The following is a 15,594-nucleotide window of genomic DNA, read 5'->3' as shown; positions in this document are numbered from 1 at the left end:
CGCTGCCGTGGCAGCGTTTTTTAATAGCCACAGTGTCAGCTTCTGGCCTTATGACGCTCATAGAGGTTCGCTGTGATGTCGGCAAGCGACAGCCCCTGGTCCTCCAGCAATACCATCAGGTGAAACAGCAGATCCGAAGCTTCATCGACCAACTCTTTCTTATCGTGGGTTGCGGCGGCAAGCGCCGTTTCCAGACCCTCTTCACCTACTTTTTGCGCCATACGTTTGGTGCCGCTGGCGAACAGAGATGCGGTATAACTGCTGCCGCCTTCACCTGCGTCACAGGCTTGTTTCCTGCCCTGGATCAAGCTCTCGAGCCCGGCGATAAAACTGTGGCTGCCATCTTGCCAACATGACTCTGTGCCTGTGTGGCAGGTTGGGCCCTTGGGCAGAACCTGCACTAACAGGCTGTCGTTGTCACAGTCGGCGGCAATGCTGATAAGGCTCAGCACATGGCCGGACGACTCGCCCTTGGTCCACAGCCGCTGCTTGCTGCGGCTGAAAAAGGTGACCATGCCGGTCTGCAGCGTCTTTTCCAGCGCGGCCTTGTCCATATAGCCCTGCATCAGCACCTTGCCGCTTAAGTGGTTTTGCACAATAGCGGGAATGAGCCCGTCTTGTTTGTCCCAGTCGAGATGGTTTAAAAGGGTTTCGTCAGCCATGGGCCATTACTCCGTTAACCTGATGGCAATCCCCTGAGATGCAAGGAATTGTTTAAGCTCACCTATATTGATAATGCCTTTGTGAAACACACTGGCGGCAAGTGCGGCATCGACCCGGGCATCGCTGAACACCTCGGCAAAGTGGGCCATGGCGCCGGCACCGCCGGAGGCAATCAGCGGCACATCGCAGATGGCCCGCACCTTCAGCAGCTGCTCAATATCATAGCCCTGACGCACACCATCCTGATTCATCACATTCAGCACTATCTCGCCGCAGCCCTGACGCTGCACCTCTTCAACCCAATCCAGGGTGTGCCAACGGGTGTCTTTGGTGGCGGCTTCATCGCCGGTAAACTGCTTTACGGTGTAGTTGCCGCTGTCGCTATCGTAAAAGCTGTCGATACCCACCACCACACATTGGCGACCAAATTCATCGTGCAGCCTGCGAATAAGGCTGGGATCCGACAGAGCAGGCGAGTTGATGGAAATTTTATCGGCGCCGAAGGCCAGAATTTCCCGCGCCTGAGCTGCCGTTTTAATGCCGCCAGCCACACAAAAGGGAATGTCGATACGCTCGGCAATGCGGCTAACCCAGGATTTATCCACCACATCGCCTTTGGCACTGGCACTGATATCGTAAAACACCAGCTCATCGGCACCTTCTTCGGCGTAGCGGGCGGCGAGGGGGACTATGTCGCCCACAATTTCGTGGTTACGAAATTGCACCCCTTTAACCACTTTGCCGTCTTTCACATCCAGGCAGGGCACTATGCGTTTGGCCAGCATGCAATTGCCTCCTTTGCAGTAAATACGCCGGTCAGCAGTGCCTTACCGATAATGATGCCGCTGGCACCGGACTCCCTGACGGCTTTTACGTCTTCCAGGGTGGCAACGCCGCCGCTGGCCTGCCACTGTACATCGCTAAAACGCTCGGCCAGTTCTCGGTAAAGCGCTGTGTTGGCGCCGGTCATGGTGCCATCGCGGCTGATATCGGTTACCAGGGCGTGTTTAAGGCCCGCGGGCATAAAGGTATCCACAAGGGATTCGAGCGACTTTCCGCCGCCCTGTTGCCAGCCGTGAACTGCCACTATCTTGTTGCCCTGGGCATCGATATTGACATCGAGGGCAAGGCAAATGGCATCGCCGCCATATTTTTCAAAAAGGTCTAGTACAACCTCGGGTGATTTGACCGCCAGCGAGCCAATCACGACCCGGGCAACGCCTGCATCCAGCAGGGCATCTACATCGGCGGCGCTGCGAATGCCACCTCCTACCTGCAGTGGGGTGGACAAACCGGCGGCAATCTCTTCAATTAAGCTGGTTTGCCTTTTGTCGGGGTCTTTAGCGCCGGTCAGATCAACAAGATGCAAGAGCGCTGCGCCGTCTTGCTGATAACTCAGCAATTGTGTTTTGGGATCCAGAGAAAATTCGGTCTTTTTGGCGTAATCGCCCTGAAACAGGCGCACCACCTGACCATCAATAAGGTCGATTGCAGGAATGATCATGATTGCTCCAAGGCGTCGACATTGGTGTGCGCCGGTGAATTTTCAATAAGCCCCGCTTCGGCAGCTGCAAGCCCCAGGTCGGCCAGTGTGAGGCTCAGAAAGTTTTTCAGGATTTTGGCACCGGTGGCGGCGCTTTTCTCCGGGTGGAACTGCACTCCCATAAAATTATCTTTGGCGATGGCTGCGCTGAAGACTTCGCCATACTCGCAGCTGGCGATGGTGGCTGTTGACTCGGGGGCACAGAAGGAGTGCACAAAGTAGACCCACTCGCCAGGCTCAATGCCGGCAAATAGCGGATGACCGGACACCTTAAGCTGATTCCAGCCCATGTGGGGCAAAGGTTGGCTGCCTGCATCCAACTCGCGAATTTCACCAGAGATAATATCCAGGCAATCAATATCTTCACCCTTGGCGCCGCGCTCGTGTGAGCGGGTCATCAACAGCTGCATTCCAAGGCAGACGCCGAGCACCGGCTGGCGCAGGGTTGGGATCAGTTTATCAAGCTCTCTGGCTCTCAGGGCATCCATGGCTGCCGCTGCCGTGCCAACGCCAGGCAGTACCAGACGTGGTGCAGCGCGAAGCACTTCGCTGTCGCGGCTTACCAGCACCCTGGCGCCGAGGCGCTCAAAGGCAAACTTCACCGAGCTTAGATTGGCGCAGCCGGTGTCAATGATGACCAAATCGGCGCTCGCGGCTGCTTCAGCGGCGCCGCCGGCCGATATAATGGACTCTTTCATCAAAGCATTCCTTCTCTCATCAAAGCACTCCCTCATTCATCAAAGCATTCCTTCCCATGTCAAAGCACGCCTTTTGAGGATGGTAGGGCATCACCTTCGATGGCAATGGCCTGACGCAAGGTTCGGCCCAGTACCTTGAACAGGGCTTCTACTTTGTGGTGATCGTTGTCGCCGTCACAGCCGATGTGTAAGGTGCAGCGCAGGCCATCGGCAAAAGAGCGGAAGAAGTGCGGCACCATTTCGGTGGCCATTTCGCCCACTTTATCGCGGCTGAAGCTGGCATCAAACTTGATAAACGGCCGACCCGAGATGTCCATCAAACACTGACCCGAGGCTTCATCCATGGGCAGGGCAAAGCCAAAACGGCCGATGCCGCGCTTGTCACCCAGGGCCTGGCGCAGAGCATCCCCCAGCGCCAGGGCTGTATCTTCCACGCTGTGGTGATCGTCAATTTCAAGGTCGCCATCGACGTTAAGCTTCAGGCTGAAATTGCCGTGGGTCGCGATTTGATCGAGCATGTGGTCGAAAAAGCCGATGCCGGTAGCGATTTGATTGTTGCCGGGGGTATCCAGATCAACAGTGACCCGGATGTCGGTTTCGCGGGTAGTGCGCACCACGGTGGCGCAGCGACCTTTGGCGAGCAGCGCATCGGCAATGGCATTCCAGCCGAGGGTTTCACGCTGATACTTAAAGCTCTTGATACCCATGGCGTTGCCAAGCTCGACGTCGGTATCGCGATCGCCAATTACTGCTGAGGCGGTGAAATCCACCAGACCTTGGGTCAGGAAGGATTTAACCAAGCCGAGTTTGGGTTTGCGACAGCTGCAGTTTTCATCATTGAAGTGCGGGCAAATCAGCACCTCATCAAACTTAACGCCCTGACTTTCAAAAACCTGCATCATCAGGTTGTGGGGCGCATCAAAATCTTCCTGAGGGAAAGATGGGGTGCCGAGGCCATCCTGATTACTGACCATAATCAGTCGATAACCGGCTTTTTGCAGCCGCAGCAGCGCAGGAATGGCGTTTGGTTCAAACACCAGCTTGCTGAGACTGTCGACCTGCTTATCTGTTGCCGGCTCTTCAATCAGGGTGCCATCGCGGTCGATAAAAAGCATTTTCTGGGGCATGGGTACTCTGTCCTTATGATTATTTGCTGTCGATGCGGCCGATGGCCTCGATAATGGAATCCGTCTCTTGCTCGCTGGTGTAGCTGATGCGAATGGCATCTTTAAGCCTTGGGTGGCTGTAGCGTCTGGCAACTATGCCTGCGTTGGCAAGGGCTCTGGCGAGTGCTTCCACATCATTGCTGAAAGCGAGCACATAGTTACCGCCGCTTGGCAGGACGCGAAGGCCTGCATTGGTAAGCGCTGCTGAGAGTCTTGCGCCTTGTTTATTCAGCAGCACCACATCGGCGCACATTTGGGCGACGCCCTGCACGGAAAGTGCTTTTTCGGCAATCACGGACACAGGCACAGGCACCGGATAGGGCGCAATCACCCGCATCACCAGCTCGCACACCGAGGCGCTTGCCAGCAGGAAACCGCAGCGGGCACCGGCCAGACCAAAAGCCTTGGAGAGGGTGCGCAGCACCACCAGATTCTCAAATTCTGCCATCAAGCTTGTGGCACTTTGGGCGGGTGAGCCGTCTGGGTTGCGGGCAAATTCGATGTAGGCTTCATCAACCACCACCAGCGCATTGGGGAAGGTTTTTGCCACCCGCGTAATTTCACCAAGCGGCAGCAGGGTGCCGGTTGGGTTATTGGGGTTGCAGACAAACACCAATTTGCTGCCTGTTAAGGCCGAGATGTCGTCAGGCAGGCTGAAATCTTCTGTAAGCGGCAGGGTGTTGACCGCCACATTAAAGGTGGCCGCGCTGATGGCGTACATGCCATAGGTTGGGCTGAAAATGCCGATACTGTCTTTGCCTGGCACACAAAAGGTGCGAATAAGCAGTTCAATGGCTTCATCGGCGCCGCGGCCGCATATCAGCTCATCGGCCGCAACGCCGGCATACGCCGCGTAGGCGGCAATCAGCCCTGGTGGCTGGCACTCGGGGTAGCGGTTGGCGCCATCAATGCCGGTGCGGTTAAAGGGCGACTCATTGGCGTTCACCCAAATTTCGCCGCTGCCACCAATGCGCCGAGCGCTCTGGTAGGGCTCCAGGCTTAAAAGCTCAGGGCGGGCGAGGCGGGCTGCCAGGCTATCCGCTGGAATTGCGTTTACCTGAGATGTCATTGACCATTCTCCTCACGTGCGATGGCATCAAGCCTGACTTTTACCGCATTTTTGTGGGCATCCAGTGACTCGGCCGCAGCCAGTGTCATCACAGTTTGACCAAGTCCTTTCAGTCCGTCCGCAGTTAATTCCTGCACCGTAAAGCGGCGGCAGAAATCGGCCAGCGACAGGCTGGAGACGGTTTTGCTGTAACCATAGGTGGGCAGCACGTGGTTGGTGCCTGAGGCATAGTCGCCAACCGATTCCGGCGTAAAGGCGCCTAAAAACACCGACCCTGCCGCACGAATACGTGGCAGCAGCGCCCTTGGCTCGCGGGTTTGAATGATCAGGTGCTCGGGAGCATAGCGGTTAGACACCATTGCCGCCTCATCCAGGGTGTCAGTCATGATAATGCGGCTGCATGACAGCGCGCCTTCTGCGGTTTCTCGTCGTGGCAGCAGCGCAAGCTGGCGCTCAAGTGCCGCTTCAACGGCCTTGGCCTGGGCGCTGGAGTCGGTGACAAAAATTACCTGTGAGTCACTGCCGTGTTCAGCCTGAGATAAGAGGTCGGCAGCAATAAACTCAGGATTGGCCGTATCATCGGCAATCACCAGCACTTCGGAAGGACCGGCTGGCATATCTATGGTGACCGCGGCCTGGGTATCCCGTGCTACCTGGGCCTTGGCTTCGGTCACATACCGATTGCCGGGACCAAAAATTTTATCGACTTTCGGCACGCTTTCGCTACCGTAAGCGAGCGCCGCAATGGCCTGGGCGCCACCTATCTGGAACACATCGGTAATGCCGCACACGCTGGCTGCGTAAAGAATGGCATCATCGATGGGCGGCGGGCTTACCAGCACCCGTTTGTTGCAGCCGGCAATGGTTGCAGGCACTGCCAACATCAGCACTGTGCTGATAAGGGGGGCGCTGCCGCCAGGAATATAAAGCCCCACCTTTTCAATGGCTTCACTTTTAAGCTCACAGCGAACCCCCGGTTGGGTTTCCAGGCTGATTTCAGTGAACTGCTGGGCGCTGTGAAAGCGGGCAATATTGGCGCGCGCGGCATTGATGGCGTCTTTAAGCTCGGGGCTGACGCGCTCGCAGGCTGCCGCGATGGCCTCAGCACTCAGCGCCAGCGTATCGATTTCGGCTTTATCGAAGCGCGCCGCGTATTCAATCAGGGCCTTATCGCCACCACGCTTCACATTGTCAAGAATGTCACTGACCGATGCCGCCAGACTGTCGTCACCCACCAGAGGTGAGCGGGACAGTGCCTGGCGCTTGGCATCCTCGCTTAAGCTGTTCCAGACCAAGGTTTCCATCGCTTACCCCATCATTTTTTCGATTGGCATCACCAGGATGGAGCTGGCGCCAAGAGCGGTCAGTTCTTCCATGGTGTCCCAGAACAGGTCTTCGGTGCTGACCGCGTGGATGGCAACCCGATTGGTTTCATCATTTAGTGGCAGCACAGTGGGGTTTTCGGCGCCGGGCAGCAGGGCGACGATTTGCTCCAGCGTTTCGGTTGGGGCGTGCAGCAGGATGTACTTGCTTTCACGGGCACGGATAACCCCATTCACCCGTGAGAGGATTTTATTGATAAGTGCCTGCTTGGCATCGCTTTGTGGTGTGGTGGACTGAATAATACAAGCCATGGAGCGGAAGATGACTTCAGTTTCGTACAGGCCGTTGGCTTCGAGGGTTGCACCGGTCGACACCAGATCGCAGATACCATCGGCAAGGCCGGCACGGGGCGCCACTTCCACAGAACCTTTTAATTGGCAGTCCTGATATGATATGCCTTTATTTTGCATAAAACGGCGGAGCAGGTTGGGGTAGGAGGTGGCTATCCGCAGGCCTTCCAGTGAGCTTGCATCGCCATAAACAAATTCGGTCGGCACTGCCAGAGACAGGCGACAGGCACCGAAGTCCAGTTGTCTGAGCTTAACAACTTTCGCGGCATTGCCGAGGCACTCGCGCTCAAGTTGCTCTTCTTCCAGCACGTTTTCACCGACTATGCCCAAATCGACTACGCCGTCCATCACCAGGCCCGGGATGTCATCGTCACGCACCCGCAAGATATCCACGGGCATATTGTCGGCGTGGGCGATGAGCCGCTGTTCATTCACGCTGAATTTTACCCCGCAGCTTTTCAGCAACTGTTGGGACTCGGTGGACAGGCGTCCGGATTTTTGAATGGCGATTCTCAGTCTGGCAGTCATGGCGAAATATCCTGGTATCTAAAGTAATGTTTAAAATCAAAAGCTTTGGTGCAAAGAAAAACCCCCGGAATTCCTTCCGGGGGTTGTCCTGAAACTTTAGATCATGACCGCCAGAAGGAATGCACCTTCGGCAGTGAGCTTCCGAAGGCTACCGCTTATGATGGTGATGATGGTGCTTGGCAGTCGAAAGCTGGAACATGTGTCTTTAATCCTGTGTCTGGCGCCGTGCGCTCGTTACATTTGCTGTCTGGCCGAATTTATCGGACGCTTTTTACACTAATGACTTTCCAGATGCTTTGCAAGGGTGTTTTTCGTCAATATTAAAAAAGTTCAGCTTTGCATGAATATTCACGTTAGACATGCCTGTTTTGCTGGCTTTGCTTTGCTGCCCTTGTGACAGGCAGTGAAATCGGCATAATGCACTCAACCGAGCGCTGAATTCCCCCGACACCGGAGCCTGTTTGTCTTCCCAATCCGCTGCCAATAACCTGATAACCCGCACGCAGGCCGTCTTTGATGAAGGTGGATTGCTGTCGCGTTTTATCCGTGGCTATCGGCGCCGTGAGGTGCAGCAGCAGATGGCAGCGGAAGTGGCGTCCTGCTTAAGTCATACCCACAAATTAGTGCTGGAGGCTGGTACCGGTGTGGGCAAAACCTTTGCCTACCTGGTGCCAGCGCTATTAAGTGGCAAGCAGGTGATTGTGAGCACCGGCAGTAAAAACTTGCAGGAGCAGCTGTTTTATAAAGACTTACCTGCATTGCTGGAGATGCTTAAGCTTAAGGTGCCGGTCAGCCTGTTAAAAGGCCGCAGCAATTATTTGTGCCAGCGTTTGATGACAGCGCAGATGGACGCGGCTTTCAGTCACGATGAAAAGCTGTTGGATGATTTACTCAAGCTCAATCAATTCGCGCAAGCCACAGAAGATGGTGACCTTGGTAATCTTACCGGAGTGGCCGAAGATGCCCGCGCTATCAGTCTGGTGGCCAGTACCCAGGATAGCTGCACCGGTCAGCGCTGCGCCTTTTATGATGAGTGTTTTACCCGCAAGGCCCGCACCCGGGCGATGAATGCCCGCTTGATTGTGGTGAACCATCACCTGTTTTTTGCTGACAGGGTACTCAAAGACACAGGTTTTGCCGAACTCTTACCCGATGTGGATGCGGTGATATTTGATGAGGCGCACCTGTTGCCTGATATCGCCATCCAGTATTTTGGCTCTCAGCTTTCCACCGGCAGCCTGCGACGGCTGCTTGATGGCATAGAGCGGCTCACCGAAGGTGAGCTTGGCGATACCCAGGGGCTTAAGCTATTGCCGCAGCGTGCCCGGGTTAAGTTGGATGCCTGGCAAAATTGCCTGCTTGATGCAGGTAGCAGCGATTTCAGGCAACTGCTTAAAGATAAAACCGCGGCACTGGCCGCAGGTGAGCTGATTGGCGAGCTCTCGGCACTGGAAGCCCTGCTGCTTGCCAATGTGGGGCGCAGTGAGGCGCCTGATGATTTTGCCGTTAAGCTGCCGGAGCTTAAGCAAAAGCTTGAGCGTTTTATTGCCTGTGACGATCCGGGCTCTGCTTATGGCATCGATATCGGTGAGCGCCATTTGATGCTGCGTATTTCCCCCATCGATATTGCCAAGGCGTGCCGTGAGTTGTTCAGCGAAGACACCGCCTGGGTGTTTACCTCGGCGACCTTGCAGGTGGAGCGAAGCCTGCAGTTTTTTACCCGTGAGCTTGGGCTGACGTCTGCTGTGCATTCGTCTGTTAATCGAGCGAATGCCAGTCGCAGTCAATCCAGCGGTGCTACCAAAGCTTCAATGTGCAAAGAAGTGCTGCTCGACAGCCCCTTTGATTACCCCAGGCAATCCCTGTTATGCGTGCCGCGCCGCCTTGGCAGCGTTGCCAATCAGGATGCCATGGTGCGCCAGCTCACCGAGGTGTGCCTCAAACTGATTAAGGCCGCCAAGGGGCGCACCTTTATCCTCTTTACCAGCCACCGGATGATGGAGGCCGTCGCCCGCTCCCTGGTTGGTCGCTGCCACTATCCACTGCTGGTTCAGGGGCAGGGCGGTAAGCAGCAATTATTATCCAAATTCAGACAGTTGGGTGAAGCGGTGCTGCTTGGCACCGGCAGCTTTTGGGAAGGGGTAGACGTGCGCGGCAAGCTGTTGTCCTGCGTGATAATAGATAAGCTGCCCTTTGCTTCACCGGATGACAGTCTCTACAAAGCCCGCGCCAGTCGGGTCGAGGCCCGAGGTGGCGATCCCTTTCTGGAAATTTCGCTGCCCCAGGCGGTGATTGCCCTGAAGCAGGGCGCTGGCAGGCTTATCCGAGATGAAACTGATCGCGGCGTACTGGTGATCTGCGATAACCGTCTGGTGAATCGGCCCTATGGTCAGGCATTTTTGCAATCCTTGCCGCCGATGGCACGCACCCGTGACCTGGATGCTGCCTGCGCTTTTTTAGAGGCAATTGACTGAATTTAATCCGACTGCTGACCTTAGCCGTTTTATGGCCGGTGGTTTATCGGGTAAAATCACCGCAATAACCGATAGGGCCCTCTTTCTTTGGCCAACGATTTTGGAAACTCATACCCCATGACGCAGCCTATTGCACTGCCGGACAATCCGGTGATCCTCGCGCTCGACACCTGTACCGAAGCTTGCTCTGCCGCGCTTTATGCCAAGGGTGAAACCTATGCCGATATGGCTGATGCCCCCCGTGAGCACAGCCAGCGCCTGCTGCCCATGATTGATGGGCTGTTAAACGAGGCTGGGCTCAGCATTAGCGATGTCAACATCATTGCCTATGGCCGTGGCCCTGGCAGCTTTACCGGCATTCGTATCTGCACCAGCATGACCCAGGGCCTGGCGCTTGGCCGCGAGTTGCCGGTGATTGGTATTTCTACCCTGGCCGCCATGGCGCAGGAAGCGATGGAAAAGAGCGGTGAAACCCGGGTGCTGTGCGCCATCGACGCGCGCATGTCTGAAGTCTATGTGGGCGAGTACCGGATGCAGGATGGCGTGGCAACCTTGGTGGGCGAAGAAGCTGTATTGCCACCATCTATGGTGAAGTTATCTGATGGTGTCACGCTTGCCTGTGGCACAGGTTTTGATACCTATCCGGAGCTTTTGACTCTTGGGCATGGCCTGGAGCTCAGCGCTGAGGTGAAATTTCCTGCCGCCGAAGCTATGCTGACATTGGCAAGGGACGGTATTGGTCGTGGCCTGCACACCTCGGTGGATGACTTGGAGCCTGTGTATCTTCGTGATACGGTGGCGTGGAAGAAGTTGCCGGGACGCGAATAGCCGCGACGCGAAGCTTTGGTGGCTTACTTGGTGACTTGGCTGGAAACGTCCCTGGAAACCCCATTAGCGAGTTTGGTAAGCAGGTTTCCCACACCCAGAGTAAAGGAGTGATTGGCGGTGCATATTCAATCGGCACAGCTCGAATTCTTTTCCGCCCGGGGCATTAAGTTGCCCGGGGCTGCGGGTGTGCTGTCAAATCCTGCCGCGCAAAACGGCGAGGATGCTAAGACAACCGCTACCACGGCAACTGATAGCCGTGCTCAGCTTCCCCGAGAGTGGGGCGAGTCGGCGAAATTTTTACTGCAGGAATACCAGGATGGTCAGGGAAGCGTCGATTACGACACCCCCGGCCGCTCCCGTGAAGCCATTTCCGAATATCTTTTGAATCAACATGCTCAGCGGCGCGAGGAAATACGTGCCATGGTGGGCGTGGATCTCTATGCCTGAACCGCGCGCAGAGTTTGCTGCCATCCCCGAGACGGCCCCAGCCAACAGTCCCTTGCAGTTTATCGTGCTGCTCGCTATTGCCGGCGCCGTGACTTACGTGCCTTATCTTGGCGTACCCTTCAAATGGCTTGAAAGCTTTTTCCATGAGTTATCCCACGCACTGGCAACCTTGATTACAGGCGGTGTGGTCAGCCATATCCAGCTTTTTCCCAATGGTGCGGGCCTGTGCTTCTCAGCAGGCGGCAGCCCGGTACTGATTGGCTTTGCCGGATACGCAGGGGCCGCGCTGTGGGGGTTGCTGCTGTTTATGATGGCAAGTTGGCCAAAGGGGATCCGGCCAGCATTTACACTACTCGGCGCACTTGTGTTGGTGGTACTGCTTTTTTACGCCCGGGATGTGCTGACCATTGGCATTCTGATTGTGCTTTCGGGGCTGTTTTTTCTGCCGTTAAAACTTGCAGGCGCTGCTTGGTTGGTATCCATGTTGCGTTTTATGGCGCTGATTGTGCTGCTCAATGCCATCAAAAGCCCAACCTACCTATGGGGGCTCGATGGCCGGGGGGATGCCGAGCTGCTCGCCGGGCTTATCTGGGTGCCGGCATTTGTGTGGATTGGACTGTGGCTGCTGATTGCTGCCGGGTGTCTGTGGCTGTGTTGGCGCCGGGTGCTAGGCCCGCGTAATTGCAACAAAATATGAATCCGTCTTGGCAATTCTGCTTTGCCTTGGTAGCTTCGAGGTCTCTTCCCGCCGGGATAGGCTGATGAAATTCAAGGAGAACAGGATGAAGACGTTGTTAGCGGCCTCCGTGGTTGCGCTGATTGGATTAAGCGGTGCGGCCAGTGCCACCACCCTGGACGAAGCCCTGAAAAACGATTTGCGTCAGGCTGCGAGTATGGAGCGGGACAAGTATCGCCACCCAGGTGAAACCCTGAACTTTTTCGGTGTCGATGGCCAAAAAACCGTGATTGAACTCTGGCCGGGTGGCGGCTGGTACACTGAAATTCTTGCGCCTTTGCTGGCCAAAGATGGCCAGTACATAGCCGCCAACTTTGAAACCAACCCTGCACCGGACGCCAAGAGCCCAGCTTATCGTCTTCGTTTGGGCAAGGCCCTCGAAAGCTGGATTGAAACCAACGCTGCGAAAGTGGGTAAGGCCAAAACCGTGACCTTCGACCCGCCTCACAAGACCTCCCTTGGTGACAGCGGCAGCGCCGATGTGGTGCTGACATTCCGTAATATCCACAACTGGGCCATGGCCGGTCAGGCTGAGACCATGTTCGCCTCCGCCTTTGATGTCCTCAAAGAGGGCGGGGTGCTTGGGCTTGTTGAGCACAGAGCAAACGAGGGCATGAGCCTTAAATCGGGTTATATGCCTGAATCTGAGGTGATTAAACTTGCCGAGGCTGCAGGTTTTGCGCTGGCAGCCAAAAGTGAAATCAACGCCAACCCTAAAGACACCAAGGATTATGAGCAGGGCGTCTGGACCTTGCCGCCATCGCTGCGCCTTGGTGAGCAGGATAAGGACAAGTACCTTGCCATCGGTGAGAGCGATCGCATGACCTTAAAGTTCGTAAAACCGGCAACTAAATGAGTCTTGGCGGTTTTTGCGGGATAAATAACAGGTAATCGCCCCGCAAGCGTGGGATAATGCCGGCCTCATTGCCGGCGTTTTTCTGTCTGAGGTACCTGTTTGCCATAAGACGACAATAAGAAAACGCCCCCATCCGCAGACGTTTGGAACTGCAGGAGTTGCAAGGAGTTTTGCCATGACCATTGCCGTAAATGAGCTAACTCTCGCGTTGCCCCATATCAGGCTTGCGGCAACAGCGTACGGCGATGCCGACAAGCCTTTGCTGCTGGCGCTGCACGGCTGGCTCGATAACGCCGCCAGCTTTGCGCCGCTCGCCGAGGTGTTAACTAATTACCGGCTACTCGCCGTTGATTGGCCGGGCCACGGTGACTCTGAGCACAGGCCGGGTAGTTACCCTTTGCACTGGATTGACTATCTTTATGATTTGCACGGGGTGCTTATGCACCTTGCAGGCGAGGGATTGCGGCCAACGGCCATTATCGGCCACTCTCTGGGTGGCATAGTGGCGTCGGCATATCTTGCCAGTTACCCGGATGCGACCGATGCGCTGGTGCTGATTGAAGCCCTTGGACCCTTAACAGAGCGGCCGGGTAAAACCCGCGAACGGCTTGCCCGCAGTTTCGACAGTCACTGGCAGTGGGCTACCAGCTCTGCAAACCCCAAGGTTTATGCCAGTTTCGAGACTGTGATTGAGGCAAGGCATCGCCTGACCGGGCTTGATAAAGTGGCCTGTGAGCTGCTGCTGCGACGCAACTTTGCTGCTACTGATGCCGGTGTGGTCTCGAAAACCGACCCCCGACTTAAGTTTGATTCGCCCATGCGGCTTACGCCTGCCCACGGAGAAGCCTTTATCCGGGGCTTTGCGCTGCCGAGTTTGCTGCTGACGGGTGACAGTGGCTATGAGCAGCTGAAAGCCTTGTTTGAGCTTAGTGCTCCGCTGTATCAAAACTTAACTCAGGTGCGGCTCACGGGCGACCATCATTTGCACATGACCCATCCACAAGCGTGCGCGGCGGCCATTAACGCGTTTTTGGCATCCCAGGCGCAGGGGTAAAAAAGAGGCTGGGCTTTTTTGCTCATTTGTGTGATGATTGTCAAAAATTTAAACGCTTGTATGATTTCGAGCGTGATTCAATAATAACAAGTTAAAACAACCGTATCGGTGATCTCTCCAGCCGTATTCGAGCCTCACCGTTACCTCGGGGTTTTAGGAGATTTTTGTGGACAAGCCTTGGATTAATCATTTGCCACATGATGTGCCTGCCGACATAGATGCAGGCCGTTTTGACAGTCTGGTCGCCATGTTTGAACAGGCGGTACGTGACTATGCTGATCAGCCCGCCTTTATCAATATGGGCGCCGTGCTGACCTACCGCAAACTCGAAGAGCGCAGCCGCGCCTTTGCCGCATATTTGCAAAACGAGCTAGGCCTGAAAAAGGGCGATCGCGTCGCGCTGATGATGCCAAACCTGCTGCAATATCCCATTGCGCTCTTTGGTGTGCTGCGTGCCGGGCTTGTGGTGGTTAACGTCAATCCCCTTTACACCCCTCGGGAACTCAAGCATCAACTGATTGACTCAGGTGCCAAAACCATCGTTGTTGTGTCTAACTTTGCCCGCACACTGGAAGAAGTGGTCGACGAAACACCGGTGGAAAGTGTGATAATCACCGGCCTTGGCGACTTGCTGAGTGCGCCCAAGCGTACTCTGGTGAACTTTGTGGTGAAGTACATCAAGAAGCTGGTGCCCAAATACGATTTGCCCCACGCCATTTCTTTCAGAAAGGCGCTGCAAAAAGGCCGCCGTCTGCAATATGTCAAACCCGAGCTGACCAACAGCGACCTCGCGTTTTTGCAGTACACCGGTGGAACCACCGGGGTATCCAAGGGTGCCATGCTGACCCACGGCAATGTGACAGCCAACGTGCTGCAGGCCAATGGCGCCTATGCGCCGCTGCTGGCCGATGGCAAAGAGTTTGTGGTGACGGCGCTGCCGCTGTATCACATCTTTGCCCTGACAGTGAACTGCCTGCTGTTCCTGCACAAGGGCGCCAACAACCTGCTTATCACTAACCCCCGTGATATTCCGGCGTTCGTGGCCGATTTGAAAAAATATCCTTTTACTGCGCTCACCGGGGTGAACACCCTGTTTAACGCGCTGGTGAATAACGAAGAATTCACTCAGCTCGATTTTTCGCGCCTTAAGCTTTCCATCGGTGGCGGCATGGCGGTGCAGCGCGCGGTAGCTGATAAGTGGCAGAGCATCACCAAAACCCGTCTGCTGGAAGGTTATGGTCTTACCGAAGCATCGCCGCTGGTGACTTGCTGTCCGCACAACCTTGAAGGTTACAACGGTTCTATTGGTTTCCCAGCGCCTTCGACTGAGATGCAGGTGCGTGACGATGATGGCAAGGTGTTGGCTCAGGGCGAGACCGGTGAACTCTATGCCCGTGGTCCTCAGGTGATGAAAGGCTACTGGCAGCGCCCGGAAGAAACCGCCAAGGTGATAGATGCCAATGGCTGGCTTGCCACAGGCGACATAGGTTACATGGACGAGCAGGGCTTCTTCTACATTGTCGACCGTAAGAAAGACATGATCCTGGTATCCGGTTTTAACGTGTTCCCCAATGAGGTGGAAGATGTGATTGCCATGCATCCCAAGGTGGTGGAAGTGGCTGCCATCGGCGTGCCCAATGAAGTCAGCGGTGAAGTGGTGAAGGTGTTTGTGGTCGCCAAAGACAAATCTTTGACCGAAGGCGATATTATCAAGCACTGTAAACATCATTTAACGGGCTATAAGATCCCCAAACTGGTAGAATTCAGGGACGAGTTACCTAAAACCAACGTGGGTAAAATATTGCGCCGTGAGCTTCGAAACGAAGAGCTCAACAAGGCGTGATAGAAAAACCGGCGTA

General features: G+C 55.4%; 15 protein-coding genes. 7 read left to right on the top strand and 8 right to left on the bottom strand.

The features are described from left to right. Positions 1-35: 35 nt before the first annotated feature. The 8 genes from hisIE to hisG are packed head-to-tail and all read right to left on the bottom strand — an operon-like array spanning position 36 to position 7,340. The gene (gene hisIE / locus STH12_RS08165; RefSeq protein WP_126167090.1) at positions 36-662 is read right to left on the bottom strand and encodes a bifunctional phosphoribosyl-AMP cyclohydrolase/phosphoribosyl-ATP diphosphatase HisIE; all 627 of its coding nucleotides are present in this window, start codon (positions 660-662) and stop codon (positions 36-38) included. Between the two features lie 6 nt (positions 663-668). After that, complete coding sequence (gene hisF, locus STH12_RS08160) at positions 669-1,448, bottom strand: imidazole glycerol phosphate synthase subunit HisF (RefSeq protein WP_126167089.1); 780 nt, start codon at positions 1,446-1,448, stop codon at positions 669-671. Next, positions 1,430-2,167, bottom strand: coding sequence for a 1-(5-phosphoribosyl)-5-[(5-phosphoribosylamino)methylideneamino]imidazole-4-carboxamide isomerase (gene hisA / locus STH12_RS08155; protein WP_126167088.1), 738 nt, complete (start codon positions 2,165-2,167; stop codon positions 1,430-1,432). Before hisA ends, hisF begins: the two co-directional genes overlap by 19 nt. After that, the gene (gene hisH / locus STH12_RS08150) at positions 2,164-2,904 is read right to left on the bottom strand and encodes an imidazole glycerol phosphate synthase subunit HisH (protein ID WP_237158793.1); all 741 of its coding nucleotides are present in this window, start codon (positions 2,902-2,904) and stop codon (positions 2,164-2,166) included. Before hisH ends, hisA begins: the two co-directional genes overlap by 4 nt. 59 nt (positions 2,905-2,963) lie before the next feature. Beyond that, positions 2,964-4,031, bottom strand: a complete 1,068-nt coding sequence (gene hisB, locus STH12_RS08145; protein ID WP_126167087.1) for a bifunctional histidinol-phosphatase/imidazoleglycerol-phosphate dehydratase HisB — start codon at positions 4,029-4,031, stop codon at positions 2,964-2,966. 19 nt (positions 4,032-4,050) lie between these two features. Further along, on the bottom strand, positions 4,051-5,139 hold the full coding sequence (hisC, locus tag STH12_RS08140; protein WP_126167086.1) for a histidinol-phosphate transaminase: 1,089 nt from the start codon (positions 5,137-5,139) through the stop codon (positions 4,051-4,053). Then, positions 5,136-6,443 carry a histidinol dehydrogenase gene (gene hisD, locus STH12_RS08135; RefSeq protein WP_126167085.1) on the bottom strand — a complete coding sequence of 436 codons (1,308 nt, stop codon included), beginning with the start codon at positions 6,441-6,443 and terminating at the stop codon, positions 5,136-5,138. The genes hisC and hisD overlap by 4 nt, the downstream gene beginning before the upstream one ends. A gap of 3 nt (positions 6,444-6,446) precedes the next feature. Beyond that, positions 6,447-7,340, bottom strand: coding sequence for an ATP phosphoribosyltransferase (gene hisG / locus STH12_RS08130; RefSeq protein ID WP_126167084.1), 894 nt, complete (start codon positions 7,338-7,340; stop codon positions 6,447-6,449). A 461-nt stretch (positions 7,341-7,801) separates the two neighbouring features. On the opposite strand from hisG, the gene STH12_RS08125 reads away from it, so the two are divergent. The 7 genes from STH12_RS08125 (at position 7,802) to fadD (ending at position 15,578) form a co-directional block, all read left to right on the top strand. Beyond that, on the top strand, positions 7,802-9,814 hold the full coding sequence (locus STH12_RS08125) for an ATP-dependent DNA helicase (RefSeq protein ID WP_126167083.1): 2,013 nt from the start codon (positions 7,802-7,804) through the stop codon (positions 9,812-9,814). Between the two features lie 117 nt (positions 9,815-9,931). Further along, on the top strand, positions 9,932-10,642 hold the full coding sequence (gene tsaB / locus STH12_RS08120; protein ID WP_126167082.1) for a tRNA (adenosine(37)-N6)-threonylcarbamoyltransferase complex dimerization subunit type 1 TsaB: 711 nt from the start codon (positions 9,932-9,934) through the stop codon (positions 10,640-10,642). A gap of 117 nt (positions 10,643-10,759) precedes the next feature. Further along, positions 10,760-11,089, top strand: a complete 330-nt coding sequence (locus tag STH12_RS08115; RefSeq protein WP_126167081.1) for a hypothetical protein — start codon at positions 10,760-10,762, stop codon at positions 11,087-11,089. Continuing rightward, positions 11,082-11,786 carry a M50 family metallopeptidase gene (locus STH12_RS08110; RefSeq protein WP_126167080.1) on the top strand — a complete coding sequence of 235 codons (705 nt, stop codon included), beginning with the start codon at positions 11,082-11,084 and terminating at the stop codon, positions 11,784-11,786. Before STH12_RS08115 ends, STH12_RS08110 begins: the two co-directional genes overlap by 8 nt. An 85-nt stretch (positions 11,787-11,871) precedes the next feature. Beyond that, positions 11,872-12,681, top strand: a complete 810-nt coding sequence (locus STH12_RS08105) for a class I SAM-dependent methyltransferase (protein WP_126167079.1) — start codon at positions 11,872-11,874, stop codon at positions 12,679-12,681. A gap of 175 nt (positions 12,682-12,856) precedes the next feature. Continuing rightward, complete coding sequence (locus tag STH12_RS08100; protein WP_126167078.1) at positions 12,857-13,735, top strand: alpha/beta fold hydrolase; 879 nt, start codon at positions 12,857-12,859, stop codon at positions 13,733-13,735. Positions 13,736-13,901: 166 nt separating this feature from the next. Beyond that, the gene (fadD, locus tag STH12_RS08095; protein WP_126167077.1) at positions 13,902-15,578 is read left to right on the top strand and encodes a long-chain-fatty-acid--CoA ligase FadD; all 1,677 of its coding nucleotides are present in this window, start codon (positions 13,902-13,904) and stop codon (positions 15,576-15,578) included. The last annotated feature ends 16 nt before the right edge of the window (positions 15,579-15,594 follow it).

The organism is Shewanella khirikhana (assembly GCF_003957745.1).
Lineage (GTDB): Bacteria > Pseudomonadota > Gammaproteobacteria > Enterobacterales > Shewanellaceae > Shewanella > Shewanella khirikhana.
The sequence above is the reverse complement of the archived record's forward strand: the minus strand, read 5'-3'. Positions and strand labels throughout refer to the sequence as shown.